The organism is Cytophagales bacterium, assembly GCA_033344775.1.
GTDB lineage: Bacteria > Bacteroidota > Bacteroidia > Cytophagales > Cyclobacteriaceae > JAWPMT01.
Genome location: JAWPMT010000005.1, coordinates 1,751,707 through 1,768,602, shown reverse-complemented (window position 1 = coordinate 1,768,602; position 16,896 = coordinate 1,751,707). Strand labels below are relative to the sequence as shown.

Here is a 16,896-nt window from a genome sequence, read left to right as displayed (position 1 = left end):
CAATATGCAACGTCTGATCATTGGCTTAATCGCTATCCTTTTCTTCAATTGGAATGGACCAGAAGAAGGAAAAAAAAGAATCCAGCTTAATGAATTGACCAAAGACTATTTACAAAACACGAGTGAGAGCCATGGGTTCGAATCCTATCAGGTATTTCAGTGCATAGAAGATGATAAGAAAACCCTTAATGTCGAGTTGATTACCACCGGAGAGCTACCGATGCAGATTGGCGAAGAACAGTCCATGGTAGAAGAACTGGGCAACCGTGTTTTTAAAGCATTGGCTCCTCAGGATCGACAAGAATATGAGTCGGTAGTGGTTTGGTTTGTTGAAGATCATGATCTGCAAATTGTGAAAAATCGATATGCCGAAGCCTAGGAATTTTCAGTTTCCGGAGATCAATTGGCGTCGTTTCCGATCATTAGGGATTGAATTTTTCAATACCCTGAATGGGATTAAGCTACTTAACGTATTTGCTCTTTGACTCTACAGCAGGGCAAATCTCATTTTCCACTTCTTATTGAGCTGCTCTCTCAAATTGCATCTTGTCACAGGCTATTCCAAATCAGAAACCGACGAATGATACTGATAGAAATAGCAATGGCAAATGCCCAAAACACCCAGTTGTGGTACCAAATGTTGAAACGTTCGTCAACGACTTCTTCACCGTATTCATCCCTGGTCCATTCCAGTCCGTCAAATAAGTAATCGGCGTAATAGATCTCTTTCCCTTTTTGGTTGTTGATTTTGTAGAGACTGATACCACCACCCAGATAGTTTTTGCCATAGGAGTGGGATTCGGAGCCCTTCCGCCAGGTCAGCTCCAACGTGTGCTCGTTTTCCTCAAGAACAGGTTCGGCTAGTTTGATCAGTGTTTCGAGGCGATCAATATTGGTAAACCCGGATAGTTCATCAATGTTGACGATATTCTCTTCGGTTAAGTCGTCGATCCAGTCTAAGTCGAAATAATACGGTTTGTCTCTGGATTTCAACAAGGGTGTGATCTTAAATTTATCTGCTGGATAGTAGCGATGGACAGTGATGGGGAAGTTTCTGTAATAAGTTCTGATCGAATCATTGAAGATGATCGTCGGAGTAAACAGTTCTTTTAGTTCATCCAAATGCTTGATCTCCGAATCAGCGATCAAGGTATCCTGAGCACCTTTGTAAAAAATCTCTCCACCTATTTTTTTGAGTGCGAGGGAGTCCAGCATACTATTGATGTCGTATTTGATGCTGGTATCCACGGTGCTATCCTTGAGCCATGTGCTTACATCTGTGCCATTTACGTTAAATCCAGCGTAACCAATGACATGATAGTGAATGTCAAGTTTTTCAGTGCCGATGTTGAAGTTTTCCCAGAATTCAGCCTTACTGACTCCCTGGCCTCTGGCGATAAAAATGATAAATATTAATGTGGCGACTTCAATGAATAGACCTACTCCGATTTTATCCTTCATAAATCCTAATTAAGGAAAATTATATCAAAGAACCCGCACAAAATGAATGAGATAGCTTTAACTGCTCCAAACTTCATTCAAAGCGTCACGGAAAAGAACATTTAGTTTTTCTGTGTCAGGCGTCATGTGAATGTCATATCCTTCCAATAATTCCGTGAGCCGCTGGATTTCAAAGTCAAGAAACTCATGAATGACATCTATGCGCGGTGCCAGGTCCATTTCATCACCACGCTTTTTACGTTCCAAAAGCTGGTCGATCTCTTTTTTTAAGGCTTCACTTTTGACATGTGATTCAACCAATACTTCAAATTCCATTGGAGCGATTGTTTCATGTTGTTCAATCCATTTGCAGGCCAACAAAGGTCGCAATACGTAGAAATACTTTTTCATTTTGACCAGATCTCCTTGCATGTAGGCTTTGAAGTTCCCCCGAGCCATGTGGAGGTAATGGTACAAACATGATTTCGGGTTGAAATATTCGTTGGAAAGTTCACGCATCTGCGCAGCTGTAGAAAACTGTTCCATATAGATCAACGGACTCCTGAGCCACTCTAACAACGGTGGATTGGACTTGCGAAACAGCTTAAGTGTTTTACGAAGCTCCCATCCGGCAAAATCCAGGTCATTGGGAAGCATGACTTCCATGCTGTCCTTCTTGTCGTCAATGGATAAATACCAATTAGGGTGGTGCACATATAAGAATCGGACGTCCCAGTCACTGTCTTTTGAGGCAAACCCCCAGGCACGACTACCAGACTCTACGGCGTACAAGATCTTGATTTGCTGCTCTTTTTCGAGTCGCAGGAGTTCAGTTTTGATCAGTTTATCCATACTTTACTTCGTGTGATCTTCAATTTCCTCGTACGCTTCTACTGCGATACGCTCCCCTAATTTTCGCATGTCTTGCATGGATTCCGGGTTCTGGTTTGCGAAAAAGCTTTTCCAATCTTCTAAAGAATCCCATTTCGCGATCGTGAGTACTTCTGTTTCGTTTTCTACAGAACGCAATAAGAAACTGCCTTGCGCCCCTTTCACTGATTCGTGAATGCGATTGGTTGTGGCGCTCCAGGTATTATGAAAAGCTTCAAAATTTTCAGGAACGACCTTCCATTTATAAATGACTCTGATCATGGTTTTATGATTTGTGGTTCAAACTACCTTTAGTTCCTCGAATGCCAATCCAATATCTGCGAGAACCTTCTCGGCATACTTCATCCTCCGGTAGCTATCGTTCATTTTTTCAATGTCTTCTTGCTTATCACTAAAAACATGCGCGTTCGGATCTTGGAGTAGTGGGAAGCTGTCATCCAAGGGAGGATATTCATAGTATCTGTCATTCACCAATAACTCGCTGTTTTTATGCTTTTCAAGCAAAAGTACCTTTGTTTCAAGGTCAATGAAATACATCCATTGATCATCAGGATGCCGTTTTGAAGCAGCGATCAGCCATAGCCATATTCGATCTTCTTGCCAACTTTCCATTCTTAGTTTGGTGTTATGAGAGATCTAATGCCCCGGAGCTCTCAGATAAAAGAACGCAGTAGTAGCCCAGTCTCCTTTACCGATCTGTTGGTTGCCCCAATTCCAGTTAAAGCCGATCTCGACCGAAATGCTTTCATGAAACCACAAGGCTTCCTGAACATGGTAGCGATACATAACAGTGGAAAGGTGATCATTATCATCCAATTCGATCAACGACCTTCCCACATGTGGGAACATGTAGGTATTGTGAGGTACTTCACGATCCCACCACCCGGATCCAAAAAAGTCATCGATCGTTTTGATGTATAAGCTTGGTAAATCTTCTGCTGATTTTGCATCTAATCGGACGGTAATTGGTCGGGTGTACCAGGGCCAATTTTTCAAAACGTTGTTTTGTTGGACGGCCATGTGAGTGCCTAGATATCTTCCCATTCCTGTTATGCTGGGCAGGATATTGAATGACTGTCCAGTCTGTAGGTCGTTGGTTTTTTGCCAATGCGCGTGTAAATACATCGCTTCCCTGATTAAGGTTTTGAACTCCACATCAATTCCAAAAAACAATTCGATTTCCCTTTCAGATTGGTTGATTAATTCAAATCGGGCCATTTCAAGGAAAGGCATGGGTATGGTCGTTGTAAACAGCAATTGATCATTCGTAGATCTGAAGAAATGATTGTTGATCAATTGGAGCTTGAGAGGTTGACAGAAAAAGTCTGCCAGCGGTACAGATACTGCTGGGTGATCACAATGGTCCCAATAGATATTAAGCACTAAATCATTGGCCAGCGCTAAATCCACCTCTCGATTCACGGGAAAAGTCGTCAGCCAGAAGTGCTGTACGATCCCAGGGCCGTGAATCTCAGAGAAAATTTCAGTGGTTTGACCTTTGACAATTTTAGACTCCCAAATTCCTTTGAATTGGGCATTTGCCTTGTAATTGAATATTGGCTCCATGGAAATAGTTTAGATTGTTGATGTGTTGAATGATACCCCTGTGATGGGCTTCAATTTATAGGATTCTTGTTGCTTTTCGGGAATCAAGCGTGATAGAGAGAAGTTTTATCTGGCATGCGCCCCGAATACTTTTCTCGTATCAAAAATCATGTTGATTACACTATGATGATATGGAATAAAATCGCCATCATCAATGAGCTTCAGGATTTCGGATTTGGATGCCCATTTTACGGCTTGAACTTCAGATTCCTGTAATCGAAGTTGGCTCAAATCCGGGTTGGCTTCGATCACATAGTAGTCATCAAAGCCCCTTTCAAAGTTGATGGTAAAAATAGGTCTTGTATGGTTTAGCTCAGCTTGATATCCAACCTCCTCAAATAGCTCCCGTTCTGCTGCCTGATGACTGCTTTCGCCTTTGCAGGCACCTCCACCAACGGTCAGGTCCCACATGTTTGGCCATCCTTCTTTGAATGGTTGTCTTTGTTGTATCAACATTTCATCACTTGCGTTGATCATGCAAACATGGACCACCAAATGGAATTCTTCGGAATTAAACCGTTCTCCTTTCCTGACTGTTTTTCCTGTATTGAGTCTTTCTCGATCGTAGAGGTCCCATTCTTCCATAAGTGTACAATTCAGCTACAATCGTTGATTGTAGAAGTGCAAAAGTCAATGAATTAGACAAAGAAAGCCACGACTGTCGTCATGGCTTTCTAAACTGTTGTTGTAAGGTTTTATTTATCGTCTATCGATTCCTATGGTACGTTTGGTGTCCAATTCAGGTAATCCTAACGTGGTTTTTACTTCTTCGTAAGAAGGCACAATTCCCAGTCGGCCTGAACCCCAGAAGTTACCAGGTGCCACCACCACTCGGGCAATCCATTGATCCGTGTCACGGGCTTCCAGCCAATCCAAAGGATAGTTGGCATCCAGGAACAAGCGAGTATCCAATAGTGTGAAATCAAAGTTGTACTGCAGGGTACCATCAAATGTGAATACCGTCTGTGGCAATGGACGCCAAACTTCTGTTGGGATGCCATCTATGTCTTGCACATCCCAAAGCAAGTAGACCAGTACCACATCGGAGGTCAATACCTCAAAATCATTTGGGAAAGGAAGAAAAACTTCATACTCCGGAGCGACAAAATCAATATCGCTGAACTCAAAGACGTATCCACTCTCGCCAGCAGCTCCTGTAGCACCGGGAATTCCTTGTGGTCCTTGAGGGCCTTCGACCACTACGGTTTCGTCGTAGCAGGAGAACAGACCAAGTAATAAAAGAACGAATAAGATTTTAGTAAAAGTTTTCATATCTGTAGTTTTTGATCCTGCCCTCATCTATTCAAAGTCCGTTCCAATTTTTGAGGAGAGGAAAAAAGTACAGCAGTTATTGTTCTGTTTTTAGGGATTTAAATGCTTGTAGATCAGTTACTTAATCTTCTTAAAAATTTTCATGTAAAAAAATGTCATTGAGCTTTTTTGAGGAGTGATTTCGGGCCGTTTTTAATGCTGAACTTCGGTCGATAAGCTAATTCTATCTCGAGACCCTGGCCAGATTCACATGATTTCTTTGGCTATTGTCAACTTTAGTAATTATCCACGGAAAAATGTACTTATCCACTTTACTCCGGAAGATGTACACAGGAACTAACAGGCAATCCACCTGTAATCCACGTGGAATTCACTTATGCACAGGATTATCCACAATTACTGTGAATTGGAGTCATTCAAACGCCAGTCGTATTCCATGTACTTGATATCATAGGCTTGTGGGATGGAAACAAAGCGATGTTCATTGATGAATTGTCGAATAGTGCTGGTTTTCGTAAAATCATCCCGATACCAATCGAAGATTTTGCTCACATAAACAGATCGCGAATCATGATCGATCAATACATAATCATCCCTGTCCATCACGATCTGAATGGCAAAATTCAGCTGGTCTTCTATCTCATCCGGTAACATGGCTTCATTGGAAAGGGTAGGACAGCTGTATGCTCCACAATTGAGCACAAAATGGAACCGTGGATCCGCCTTTTTCTCAAATATCTTCTTAAATTCGATTTCATCCAGGGTAATTTGCTCACCAGCTACTTGAAATTTAAGTTCTGAGAAAAACCCCTCAATATCTTGCATGTTGTTCAATGGGTAGCGATCCACCACACCTTTAATCACCAACAGGTTGTACGCATTGATGTAAAAAGCCAGGAATTCATTTTCTGAGAGCGTATCAGCATCCATTGATGCGATCATTTGAACCAATGAATCTAATTGTTGCGAATCATCCTTGATCAATTGATAATTCAAGCGGTTGTTGACCATGCGTTGCTTGAAGAATTGGTTAGCAATTGAAAAAAAATCAGGTTGAGCAGCTGCGAAGAATGGGGATAAGATTAAGGCAAAGAATAGCGTTCTCATGTCTGGTCGATCTTAGGTTAAAGTAGACTACAGGATAACACCTGATAAGGTTGAGCATTCTTACTAAAAAATTGGCATATGTGTGATTTTTCAGTAGGAAGTGTCAGCTAGTGCACCAAAAACCGCAAGATCAAAGGTCTACAGGTTGATTGGTTTTTGCAGATTGATAGATCGCTTCTACAATTCGAATATCCCGTTGGCCCTCTTCTCCGGGAACTAAGACAGGTGAATCATTGATGATGGCCAGGGCATCATCGTCCATTTGTTTGGCTTGCTGGTTATCAATGCGTTGGTTCAATTGAACCCCATCGCTGGTCCTTCCTTGTACACCACCATAGGCCTGCATGGGGATCAGGTTGTACCATCCATTTTCGCAAGTTACGGTAAGCTCATTCATGCCAGCGCCGAGACTTGTGGCTCCCTGACCTTTGAGTCCTGCCCCGAAATCAAGCTCGAAGAAGGTCGTTTCATCTACCTCATCATACACCTTGGGGCGATTGGTTTCATGGCGCGCACTTACTCGAATCGGTTCCTGACCTGTTGCGTATCTCAGTGCATTGAGTGGATAGACTCCCATGTCATACATGGCCCCTCCGCCAAGAGCTTTGTTCTGTTTCCAGTGATTGGTCCGGCCATCATAGTAACCTGCTTCGGCTTTCAGTGCAGTGATCTTTCCATACGGTTTACTTACAGCATATTTCATGACCGTTTGCGTATTTGGCTCGTGTTGCATGCGATAACCGATGGACAACTTCACCTTGTTTTTGCGACATGCATCAATCATTTGCTGACATTCATTAGTTGTTACAGCCATGGGTTTCTCACACCACACATGTTTGCCTGTATTGGCTGCAATCACGGAATATTTGGCATGGAGCCCGGTGGGCAACACAATATAGATCACATCAATCTCATCATTACTGGCAATCTCATGCATGTTCTGGTAGTTGTAGACATTCTTGTCTTTGATGCTGTAGTTCCTTTGCCATCTTGAGATCTTTGCTGGTGTTCCTGTGACAATGCCAGTCAGTTTGCAATGATTGGTTCGTTGTAAGGCCGGTGCTAACAGGTCGCGGCTGTAATATCCTAGTCCAACCAACGCCACACCCAATACTTTTTGTCCAGGAATGATGATGTTGGAGAAAGCAGGTTGTAAAGCCAGAGATGCAGCGCCTGTTCCGATGGTTTTTATGAAATTCCGACGATTACTCATGAGCTTTGAAGTGAGATTAGAAAGTTAGCGATTGCTCGTTGGAATCAATAAGCAAATGCTGCAATCGGTGACCGAAGAACACTGGGATTTTTTACAGTATCTCTGCGATCCGTTCCTTCAATTTGGGTAAGACCTGTTCCGGAAACCACGGATGTTTTGCTTGCCAGATGTTGTTGCGTGGCGAAGGGTGTGGCAATACAAAATGAGAAGGTAGGTAAGCTTCAAAGTTCTGGACCGTTTCAGTCAATGTCTTCATCCCACGATCTTCCAGGTAATGATCCTGTGCATATTTTCCAATTAGCAGGGTCAACTGAATGTTTTTGAGCTGATTCAGGAGAGGAGCGTGCCATTGGGGAGCACATTCCGGTCGGGGTGGCAAGTCACCTGACTTTCCCTTGCCAGGATAGCAAAATCCCATCGGGACTATGGCGATTGTCTCAGGATCATAGAAAATCTCCTTAGAAATTTCCATCCACTTTCTCAGGTTGTCCCCACTCTTGTCATCCCAGGGAATGCCACTTTTGTGGACAGCCGATCCCGGAGCCTGCCCTATGATTGCAATCTTGCTTTCAGGCGAAGCAGCTACAATAGGTCTTGGTCCAAGGGCCAGGTGCTCCTGACAGATGGTGCAATTCCGGATGTCTGAGAGTAGTTGATCCATGAATGATGAAAGTAAAATAAAAGAATTGCCGCATATAAGCAGTGCTTCATGGGGCAATTCAGACCATTCGTTTCTAAATCGATTTTACTTTTTACTCAGACTTCTCCAATTCTCGTTGGCTTTTTTGATCAACTTGGATTCGTCCTCCTTCAACCATAGCTCTTGTGCATCCAATTCGAGATTATAGAGATACAGGAAATACTTATCATCTGAGACCACAAACTTATTTGGGTCCGGTCGGAACTTTGCTCCAGCATACACACCAAAGGCGCAAAAGCCACCATACTGGGGCAAATACTTCTCAGGATTCTTGTTGAACGCTTTTTTCTGCTCGGACGAAGTAAAGTAATAGTTGATCCCCTTGTGAGTGGCCTTGTGTTCCTTTACTCCCTTTTGAGCAATGCCCAAATCAAGGTAAGAAACGGGGCTGTAACCCTGCAGAGCAATGTGACTGTCATCAATATTATTTGCTAATTTATCCTGACCAAAGACGATCACTGTGAAAGCCAATGCCAGGGTGAATGTGGTTATTTTTTTCATTGTGTTTAAATTTCTTGATTGATTAATTAGCCTGCGTTAAAGTATTCTTCTGCGATCACCTCGCCGTTTTCGTTCCAAATTCGTCTGATGATTTCGTGCCAATGGATCTTGCTTCCATCCGTCATGTCAAAATCAAATGTGAATTCTGAAGCGCTTGCATTTCCATCAATCAGTGTAAGGTGATGAGTGATACCATTGACGTTGGCAATGCTGTCTACAAAACCTTCCATTTTGGCGACCATTTGGTCTTTAGAAGTAGTGGTTACATTGTTGTAATCTGAGGTCTGTGCCTCTGAAGCAAAATAGCTTTGAACTGCATCGACGATGGCTCCTTGAGCAACCAATGCATCCATTTTTTGAACTTGAGTTGAAATATCCATGTGCTTATTTTTTGCAAATGATGATGATGCAAAAGTGAAGCGCTGGAACAGCCTAAAGGCTACAAAAAAAGGACTATGAATTGTACTTTTTAGCGAGAAATTCGCTGGGAGTATTGCCAGCGTAATGCTTAAAAAATGCGGTAAAATGATTGGGTTCTTCGAATTTCAATTGAAAGGCTACTTCTTTGACAGAAGCTCCTTGAAGCAAGGATCTTTTAGCTGTTTCGAGCACTTCATTCCGGATGATGGCTCCCAGGGTCAGGTTCATTTTTTGACTTACTTTTCTGGAAAGTGTTTTCACCGATAGGTTCATCTGATCGGCGTAGAATTCCAGTGATCGCTCCTGAGTATGGAATGTTTTTATCAACTCGAGCAAGTACTGAATGAATAAATCCTTGTGTTCAAAATCGTAGTTTTTGCGATACTCGACAGGACTTTGACCTGTTGCTTTCTTGAAAGAGCGATTGAAATAAGCGGGATCGGAGTACCCCAATTCAAAAGCAATTTCCTGGATGTTTTTGTCTGTGAAAGCAATCTCTTTTTGGCTTTCTACCAGCTGTTTTCGAGACATCAGGTTTTTGATGGACAACCCTACTCTTTCTCGCACCAGGGCATTGGCATTGTAGCCTTGCTGGTTGATCATGTCCACCACTTCGGAACTCGTCAGATGATTGGAGAATTCCGCATCAATCAAGTCCTTGATATCAAAGATCACCTGATATTCTTCGCGGTTTGCTCCAAAAGGATTTTGCCAAAACCACTGTTCGGAGGATACATCCACGATGGCATCCAATTGGTCATGAAATACACTTTCATTCAGGTATTTCTTACAATCGCTGCATTCATCGAAATGGATGTAGCCCAAAGAAATAAGGTGTTTGAATAATACCCTGAAGTCTTTATTTCGGAATAATTGTTCCGTAGGGAATTCAATTTTTCGAACCACAAAATCGTCGGAACGAAAGCGGATGTACTGGCCTTTTTCCAGGTAGATGGCTTTGTCTTCCCAATCCAGGTAATGCTTGAAATCTACTTCTATGGCACCTGTACCAGACAGGATATGGATCAGCGTATACTGATTGATGAAGTAGACTTTATTGATTTCCGGTTCGAGCTTTTCAACCATGGCCATAATTTCAACTATTTATCCGGCAAATAGCCATAAGGAATAAAGTTTTCAGGTAGTACCACGTTGTTTTCTTTTGCGTAAGCCTGCCAATGTTTTTCCATTTCTGCAACGAGTTCCGGATTGCTGGCTGCTACATCGTTTTGCTCTCCAATGTCTGTAGACAGATCATACAATTCCCAATCACCGGTTCCAAAAGGTGGCTCCAGTTTCAGGCCTTTCCATTGCCCTTTTCTCACGCCAATTCGGCCGTAAAGCTCCCATACGTGCGCCTTCTCTGCAGGGTGAACAAGCGCTGTTTTGTTAGTTAAAAATGACCCCATTGAAGCGCCTTCTATTGGAAAAACTTCTCTTCCCTGATAGGTATTATCAATAGGAAAAGCTGCTCCAGCGGCTTCCAGGAATGTAGGTGCCAGGTCCATCACAGAGAGATATTGATGTTCGATTTTTCCTGTTTTTGTTGATTGCCTGGGATGACGAACGATCATAGGCGTGCGTACCCCGCCTTCACTGGCAAAGGCCTTGTAATATTTGTACGGCATACTGGATACCAAAGCCCAGTCCCTGCCTTGTTGGATGTAGGAGCCTTTTCGCCCCATGTTGTCAAAACTGTTGTCCCAATTCTCAGCGACCCATTCTTCAGTTCCTTTGATAGTAAAAACATCATTGCCTTCGGCGCCATTGTCAGCCATGAAGACAATCAGCGTGTTTTCGTACAGCCCTTCCTTTTTCAAGTGATCAATCACACGACCCACATGATGGTCTAGTCGTTCGATCATGGCCGCGTAGATTTCCATGGTTTTGGACCGTTCTTTTTTCTCTTCTACTGAGAGCGCATCCCAGGCTGCTACCAAATGCGGGAATGCGGGAAGTTTCGTGTTTTTAGGTACGACACCTTTTGTTTTTGCCCGTTCCAGACGTGTAGCAGCCAACACTTCATATCCTTCATCATAAACGCCTTGATACAGGACTGCATACTGATCCGGAACTTGTAACGGCCAATGAGGGGCGGTAAAGGACAAGAAGCTAAAGAAAGGTTTTCCGAGTTCCTGGCTTTCATTGATGTAGCTGATCACTTTGCTCGCGTAATATTCGCTGGAGTAAAATCCTGTGGGTAATTGATCAATTTCTTTCCCGTCTTCCACATAAATGGCCCGATCCTGAAATCCGAAAAGTTTTTGTTTGTCATCGAAGTGCCCTGCACCACCCTGATTCATGCAAAAGGAACGATCAAACCCGCGTTTATCGGCCCAGAGACTGGCATCGTCAGGAGGGAAGGCCTGGTGCCATTTCCCGGCAATCGATGTGTGGTAGCCTTGATCACGTAGCAAGCTCGGGAATGTTACTACGTCCCAGTTCAAATGCGTTTCATAGCCTCGTAATCCGACCTGATTCTCTGCCAGATCTCCTTCCATGGTGCCATAACCATTTTTGTGCGTGGTGACCCCTGTTAACAACATGGCACGGGTAGGAGAGCAAGTGGCTGCTGTGTGAAAATCCGTAAATCGAATCCCTTCCGTGGCCAAAGCATCGAGGTTTGGCGTTCGGATTTCGCTACCAAAGCACCCGAGATCAGTGTAGCCCAGGTCATCTGCGACGATTAGCAGGATGTTCATGGGGGCTTCCTCTTTTGGGGTGCAGTGAATGACCAAAAGGGCCACACATAAAACAGGAAGGTATTTCATGGAGGTGAAGTTAAAACTTCTATGGTTCCATTCCGAGTCTCTTGGTTATCAGCTTAACTTAAGAAACCGGGAAGGATACTCGATAAGAGTGGAGCCAGTAGAGAAGCCAGGATTTTGATCGTTTCCCAATTGGTGACTTTGAAGGTGTCGCTTTCCTGAAACTCACGAAGATCTTTGACAGATTTGGTTCGTTGCTTCAGGTCCAACAATTGCAGGTAAACTGGCGTGTAGAACAACGCGAGGAAAACGGTAAAAAACAAGCCATACAAGTAGACAAACTCCACCGGAGCAATATCGAGGCCCTCTACCACAACAGCAGTTAATAGTGCCTTCCGGAAAGCGCCTGTTGCAATGACAGTTAAGGTGATCAGCATGGTCAGAATGATCAGGAAAAAGGAGAGTGCACTTCGCAACTCTTGATATTTTTTGAGGAACGTTTTTTTGGCTTCTGGTAGATTGTCTGTAAGGCTGTTTTGAAGTTTTTGTCCGGCTCTGAAAAGCAAAGCAATTCCTAATAATGAAGGAAGTGCGAGGGCCAAAATGCCTCGGGCAACCCATTTCATGGTCGAATGATCCTCAAAAATAACATCTGCGAAAGGTGTCCAGAAGGTGTAATAGCTCAAATAGCTGGGCAGGGCCATGGTCTTATACATGATGAAACCTACAAAGGCAACCCCACCGACCATGATGGCCAGTACACTCCAATGGATTTTGAACACCTTATGGATGTTTAATATTCGATCTCGAACCAATGGGATGGCACCTGATGCCAGACCGGTCAGGATGACGATTGTGAGTCCCCAAATCAGTAGATAGGGATTGTAATGGAAAAGTAAGTTTTCCGTGTGCAGCGATTCAGTTCTTGAGATTTCTGCGGATTTGATCTTCTCCGAAGCAGAAGCAATTTCCTTTTTGATTCCCGACTCAAATTTCAGGGCTCCCAATCTTTTAGTCTTCCCATCTTTGGTTTCCATGATGGGTACGGTTTTGGGTAAGTCTGTAGAAGATTTAAAGCCGTTGAATATCCATAGGAAAGAGAGGAACAGGCCCAGTACCGCAGCAATAACTGAAAATAGAAGTGTGTGTTTAGAAGAGGTTTCCATGTGTCGTAATGAATCGAAAATAGCTTTTCATTCCATACCAGGCAACTCTTTTTTGAAAATGATATAATCTTTGGATATCGATGATTCATCAGACATGAAATTCTCTCCTTTTGAAAGGAGCGCAATGCTATTAAGTTAAGCGTCATTCCCGCGTAGGCGGGGTGCCCGACCAGGGAATCTCAATCATTATTTCTGTGAGCTAAGTTTGAGATTCCGGCATTCGCCAGTGGCCCACGGTCCACCACTGTGGTGCCATCGGAATGACGGTTATAATTCTTGTGGGCTTAACTTCATAGTATCGGAGAGGGGGGGGTGAATGGATATTGCCCTTTGAAACAGTTTTATAAACTAAACAAAAGAGGCTACTTCACTCAATAGCAAAGCAGCCTCTATAAGTGTTTTATGAAAAGATAGATCAGGGTCTGATCCCTGATACGGTGACTTGTGTCACTTTTCCTGTTCGCTGGAAGATCTCCTGGCTGATCTCTGCTGACAGTTCTAGTCCTGCGATTTCCTGTGTGCTTCCGTCACTGAAAGCGAGGCTCACTTTTTGCTCGCCATCCTTGTGATATACAAAAGGCACCTGACAGTAAGTAAATCCTAAAGTTCCTGCGTCGAGCGCCACACTTTGAAGGATATCCTCCAAATCGTAATAGTCGAAGTTGGTGGATGCCTCCAGGAATTCATTGTCTCTCAAAAGTCCTGACTCAAAGTGGATCTTACCTCCATGTACCAGTACACCCAGTTCAAACCATCGGTTGATCACATCTTCTTTCACCTGACCCGTCATGCCAGGCTGTTGAGCGCCTTTGTTGCCAGGCGTATGCGAATATGGATCAGTAGGGAAGGCGCCATACAGATCCGGGGATTTATTCAGGCCGATCCCTGCACGGGTGGAATAGTAGAATTCCATCAATTGTCCCAATATTTCCCACTGCACGCCATCTCTTTTGGCGTTGTGGAAATTCTCAGCGATGGCCAGTACCAGCTTGCTCACCATGTGCCAATAGATGCTGCCCAGGCCTTCGTATCCGTAGAAGGTCCCCGATCTTCCTGTGAATGCATAGTGATTGAACATCTTTTCGAAGATGTCCAGCACGCCCTGACGTTCGGCTTTCACCAAACTTGCGAATGCTTCGTTTGATTCCAGTGCATTCAGACCTTCTGCTACGCTCGCCGCATTGTTGAAAGCCCCATTGAAGTGGAAGTTTCCATTTAAATCCTTGTTGATCAATTGGACATTGCCAGCTGCTGCCAGTGCACTGAATAAAGCCGAGTTTTCTGCAAAATCAGCCGGAATATTGTTCTTCTCAAGGAATCTTGGAAGTTGACGATCCGGATACAGCATGTAGCTGTATTGATCTTCTCGATAAATCTTGCTGTTTTTCAACGCATACATCACCTGAAGTGCTTCTTCTGCACCCAGCGATCCTGCGCTCAGCACCGCGACCTGTCCTTCCAGCATCTCGTAGAGATAATCAATGCTGATGGTACCCTCACCAAGTTTAACCAGGTTGTAGGCATGGTACAGGTTGTCTTCACGCTTGTTATTCCTGATCGTCTGATCAATGTAAGTCAATGATTTTTGAAGGAGATCGGTCAGGTCACCTTTGGAAACGCTGCGCTTCCTTTCGCTGAATCCAGCGTAAGCTTTGTTGCGATACGTTTCACCGGCGATGCCCAATTCATCCACAAAGCTTCGTCTGATTGTGTTATCGATGCCGGTGGCCAAATGACCTTCATATTTTCCGAAAGTTGTGTGAATAGACGAAAGCAATTCAGCTACTTCTTCACTTATTTGGGAGTCGCCATCCAATTCCTCCATCAATGGCAACAGAAAAGCCACATATCTGCGGATGTAGTAAACGGTGACCATGGATACGCCATTCCCTACAAGGGCATTGTTGGCATCGTTCCACTCGGGCCGCTGCGTATTCAACCAAATTCCTGCATCAGGGATAAAATTGCTCAGTTTCGCAAGCAAAGTAACCAACAGCTTTTCAAGCAAATTGACCTTCAATACTTTACCGTCTTTGCCCCAAATTAGCTTGCCATCTGATCCCAATACCTGGAACCTTTCTTCGGTAAGCGCATCTACTTCATCGTCAAAATCGATGGTGTCCTGCGGATTGCGTACGATATCAGCATATGACTTGATGCGATAGGGTACGTTGGCATAGCAAAATTCCTCTGCGGCCAATAAGTTTTTCAGTAACCCTGGATGATGATTGTTGCTGGCTTCCAGTAGCTTCTGTAAGTAAATGATTTGGTGGTCGCCCCAGTATCCAATAAATGACCATGGATCATCCGGCTCAATTTTCTCCCAGTCAATGCCATTTCGAGTGATCCTATAAGGATTGTATCCATCAATGGTGGACGCATTGACGAACTTGGAGATCATAGAGATCAGGTATTCCGGATAGGATAGTGCCAGTGCTTCCCAGTTCTGGAAAATATCACGCCAGTTGCCTTCATAACTCCGGTTTTTTGTGCCGTCTTCTTTTACCGTGTCTATGGAGAACCGGTTCCATGGTCGACTTGGATCGCCATGTCTGCGGCTAAATGTCAAAGGCATGTACTCATACGTCAAACGAGAGAGGTCAGCATTCTTTTGTTTTTTCGCAAAATCAAGCAGATCAATGTAAGACAATCGCGCAGCCAATGCATCGATAGCTGTTGCGTATGTTTCGTAAACACCTTGATTTGCACCGCGCAGAAAATCTTTGTAATCTGCCAACTCCACATCGTACTGGTCTTCGAACTGACCACCACGCATGATGTTGAACAGTACATTGGATAAGTGTCGGCTGGCGGTTAGTTGGTCAGCACTCAATTGCAGCCCATCCGCCTTTCCGATCAGATTTAGTAAGTGATTGGTGCCTTTTGCTACATCTGCCTGAAGGGCTTGTGCTTTGTCTTGTCCCTGATCTTTCAGGTACCTGATCAATGCGGCCACTTCTGAAGGTCCTTGCTCTACTTCTGCTACCAGGTGCCAGGTTTGTTCTCCACCCTTGCCTAATGAGATGTTGGCGTTTACGAAGTAAGCACCTCTTCTGGCTCTGATGTCGACTTCCTGGTGAACACCCTTTCCTGTTCGGAAGTTGTCTAATTGATCAGCACACAAGAGCATTTTTGTGTCCGAGAGCCCGGTATGCCAGACCGTAGTGGTTTTCAATGCTTCACTGGGAACTGGCTTGTCCACGATCACAGCACTGAGCATGAACATACCCAATTGCGTTGCTACTTCCAGTTCGTTTTTCTTGTAAGCATCAACCAGGTTACTGGACTTTACCTGCGTATCAGGCTCTACGCCATAAGGCAAGATATTTTGGATGCCATCCAGGATTTCTACCGAACAGTCCTCTGTTTGATTGGTCAGGTAAGATTCCTTGATGAAACCGTAATTTTCAGCGTATTTCCAGCCGTAACGGAAGGTCAATCCTAAATCATGGTTGATCTCCTCAAACATGATCTGATTACCTGTCGGATGTTTGTACAAGTTCCTTTCGGAAGCATATACCCCATCAAATTGCTTTGAGAAGGGCTCCCACAAATATTTTTTACCTGACTTGCTTACCAGGAAGATGGATTTACTTCCTGTTTGATCTGCGGAATCCGTGATCTTGTCATCCGTATAATAAGGAAACAACGAGTGCTCTGAATTTTGCCGTCCGGCGCTGAGTCCTCCATTGCTACTGATAAACATCCAATGATTGGAGTCACTCACGATAGTCATGAAAAACGGAGGTATCAGGTCATAGTTGCTGATCTTATAAAACCCCTGGCCATCCAGTGTTTCATAACTCCCTGCGACTTGACCGGTCCCTGGTTTCAGAGGGGTTTGTCCAACAAAAATAGTTTCAGACATAGGTT

At 43.9% G+C, this 16,896-nt stretch carries 17 protein-coding genes; 1 reads left to right on the top strand and 16 read right to left on the bottom strand.

Features of this window, described 5'->3' with window-relative positions:
- The first annotated feature begins 4 nt into the window (after positions 1-4).
- Positions 5-379, top strand: coding sequence for a hypothetical protein (locus tag R8G66_25180; protein ID MDW3195695.1), 375 nt, complete (start codon positions 5-7; stop codon positions 377-379).
- A gap of 170 nt (positions 380-549) precedes the next feature.
- Here the strand turns inward: R8G66_25180 and R8G66_25175 are convergent, their stop codons facing one another.
- From R8G66_25175 to R8G66_25100, 16 genes are all read right to left on the bottom strand, one after another.
- Complete coding sequence (locus R8G66_25175) at positions 550-1,461, bottom strand: hypothetical protein (GenBank protein MDW3195694.1); 912 nt, start codon at positions 1,459-1,461, stop codon at positions 550-552.
- Between the two features lie 57 nt (positions 1,462-1,518).
- Positions 1,519-2,292: a nucleotidyltransferase domain-containing protein gene (locus R8G66_25170; GenBank protein MDW3195693.1), complete on the bottom strand. Its 774-nt coding sequence runs from the start codon at positions 2,290-2,292 to the stop codon at positions 1,519-1,521.
- Between the two features lie 3 nt (positions 2,293-2,295).
- The gene (locus tag R8G66_25165) at positions 2,296-2,592 is read right to left on the bottom strand and encodes an antibiotic biosynthesis monooxygenase (GenBank protein ID MDW3195692.1); all 297 of its coding nucleotides are present in this window, start codon (positions 2,590-2,592) and stop codon (positions 2,296-2,298) included.
- A gap of 18 nt (positions 2,593-2,610) precedes the next feature.
- Positions 2,611-2,943 carry a hypothetical protein gene (locus tag R8G66_25160; GenBank protein MDW3195691.1) on the bottom strand — a complete coding sequence of 111 codons (333 nt, stop codon included), beginning with the start codon at positions 2,941-2,943 and terminating at the stop codon, positions 2,611-2,613.
- Between the two features lie 24 nt (positions 2,944-2,967).
- Positions 2,968-3,897 (bottom strand): DUF2961 domain-containing protein, encoded by a 930-nt coding sequence (locus R8G66_25155; protein MDW3195690.1) that lies wholly within the window; start codon positions 3,895-3,897, stop codon positions 2,968-2,970.
- Between the two features lie 105 nt (positions 3,898-4,002).
- Positions 4,003-4,521, bottom strand: coding sequence for an NUDIX domain-containing protein (locus R8G66_25150; protein ID MDW3195689.1), 519 nt, complete (start codon positions 4,519-4,521; stop codon positions 4,003-4,005).
- A 114-nt stretch (positions 4,522-4,635) separates the two neighbouring features.
- Positions 4,636-5,208, bottom strand: coding sequence for a collagen-like protein (locus tag R8G66_25145; protein ID MDW3195688.1), 573 nt, complete (start codon positions 5,206-5,208; stop codon positions 4,636-4,638).
- Positions 5,209-5,604: 396 nt separating this feature from the next.
- Complete coding sequence (locus tag R8G66_25140) at positions 5,605-6,315, bottom strand: DUF547 domain-containing protein (protein MDW3195687.1); 711 nt, start codon at positions 6,313-6,315, stop codon at positions 5,605-5,607.
- Between the two features lie 130 nt (positions 6,316-6,445).
- Positions 6,446-7,528, bottom strand: a complete 1,083-nt coding sequence (locus R8G66_25135) for a Gfo/Idh/MocA family oxidoreductase (protein ID MDW3195686.1) — start codon at positions 7,526-7,528, stop codon at positions 6,446-6,448.
- 91 nt (positions 7,529-7,619) lie between these two features.
- Positions 7,620-8,189 carry a uracil-DNA glycosylase family protein gene (locus tag R8G66_25130; GenBank protein ID MDW3195685.1) on the bottom strand — a complete coding sequence of 190 codons (570 nt, stop codon included), beginning with the start codon at positions 8,187-8,189 and terminating at the stop codon, positions 7,620-7,622.
- An 84-nt stretch (positions 8,190-8,273) separates the two neighbouring features.
- Positions 8,274-8,729, bottom strand: a complete 456-nt coding sequence (locus R8G66_25125) for a YHS domain-containing (seleno)protein (GenBank protein MDW3195684.1) — start codon at positions 8,727-8,729, stop codon at positions 8,274-8,276.
- 26 nt (positions 8,730-8,755) lie between these two features.
- Complete coding sequence (locus R8G66_25120; protein MDW3195683.1) at positions 8,756-9,109, bottom strand: hypothetical protein; 354 nt, start codon at positions 9,107-9,109, stop codon at positions 8,756-8,758.
- Between the two features lie 73 nt (positions 9,110-9,182).
- Complete coding sequence (locus tag R8G66_25115) at positions 9,183-10,235, bottom strand: AraC family transcriptional regulator (protein ID MDW3195682.1); 1,053 nt, start codon at positions 10,233-10,235, stop codon at positions 9,183-9,185.
- A gap of 14 nt (positions 10,236-10,249) precedes the next feature.
- Complete coding sequence (locus R8G66_25110; GenBank protein ID MDW3195681.1) at positions 10,250-11,920, bottom strand: arylsulfatase; 1,671 nt, start codon at positions 11,918-11,920, stop codon at positions 10,250-10,252.
- Positions 11,921-11,973: 53 nt separating this feature from the next.
- Positions 11,974-13,023, bottom strand: a complete 1,050-nt coding sequence (locus tag R8G66_25105; protein MDW3195680.1) for a hypothetical protein — start codon at positions 13,021-13,023, stop codon at positions 11,974-11,976.
- Positions 13,024-13,438: 415 nt separating this feature from the next.
- The gene (locus R8G66_25100) at positions 13,439-16,891 is read right to left on the bottom strand and encodes a hypothetical protein (protein MDW3195679.1); all 3,453 of its coding nucleotides are present in this window, start codon (positions 16,889-16,891) and stop codon (positions 13,439-13,441) included.
- Positions 16,892-16,896 lie beyond the last annotated feature (5 nt).

Bases quoted from the DNA above. Each gene is read 5' to 3' on its own strand.
- R8G66_25180 (MDW3195695.1), top strand. From the start codon at position 5: ATGCAACGTCTGATCATTGGCTTAATCGCTATCCTTTTCTTCAATTGG.
- R8G66_25175 (MDW3195694.1), bottom strand. From the start codon at position 1,461: ATGAAGGATAAAATCGGAGTAGGTCTATTCATTGAAGTCGCCACATTA.
- R8G66_25170 (MDW3195693.1), bottom strand. From the start codon at position 2,292: ATGGATAAACTGATCAAAACTGAACTCCTGCGACTCGAAAAAGAGCAG.
- R8G66_25165 (MDW3195692.1), bottom strand. From the start codon at position 2,592: ATGATCAGAGTCATTTATAAATGGAAGGTCGTTCCTGAAAATTTTGAA.
- R8G66_25160 (MDW3195691.1), bottom strand. From the start codon at position 2,943: ATGGAAAGTTGGCAAGAAGATCGAATATGGCTATGGCTGATCGCTGCT.
- R8G66_25155 (MDW3195690.1), bottom strand. From the start codon at position 3,897: ATGGAGCCAATATTCAATTACAAGGCAAATGCCCAATTCAAAGGAATT.
- R8G66_25150 (MDW3195689.1), bottom strand. From the start codon at position 4,521: ATGGAAGAATGGGACCTCTACGATCGAGAAAGACTCAATACAGGAAAA.
- R8G66_25145 (MDW3195688.1), bottom strand. From the start codon at position 5,208: ATGAAAACTTTTACTAAAATCTTATTCGTTCTTTTATTACTTGGTCTG.
- R8G66_25140 (MDW3195687.1), bottom strand. From the start codon at position 6,315: ATGAGAACGCTATTCTTTGCCTTAATCTTATCCCCATTCTTCGCAGCT.
- R8G66_25135 (MDW3195686.1), bottom strand. From the start codon at position 7,528: ATGAGTAATCGTCGGAATTTCATAAAAACCATCGGAACAGGCGCTGCA.
- R8G66_25130 (MDW3195685.1), bottom strand. From the start codon at position 8,189: ATGGATCAACTACTCTCAGACATCCGGAATTGCACCATCTGTCAGGAG.
- R8G66_25125 (MDW3195684.1), bottom strand. From the start codon at position 8,729: ATGAAAAAAATAACCACATTCACCCTGGCATTGGCTTTCACAGTGATC.
- R8G66_25120 (MDW3195683.1), bottom strand. From the start codon at position 9,109: ATGGATATTTCAACTCAAGTTCAAAAAATGGATGCATTGGTTGCTCAA.
- R8G66_25115 (MDW3195682.1), bottom strand. From the start codon at position 10,235: ATGGTTGAAAAGCTCGAACCGGAAATCAATAAAGTCTACTTCATCAAT.
- R8G66_25110 (MDW3195681.1), bottom strand. From the start codon at position 11,920: ATGAAATACCTTCCTGTTTTATGTGTGGCCCTTTTGGTCATTCACTGC.
- R8G66_25105 (MDW3195680.1), bottom strand. From the start codon at position 13,023: ATGGAAACCTCTTCTAAACACACACTTCTATTTTCAGTTATTGCTGCG.
- R8G66_25100 (MDW3195679.1), bottom strand. From the start codon at position 16,891: ATGTCTGAAACTATTTTTGTTGGACAAACCCCTCTGAAACCAGGGACC.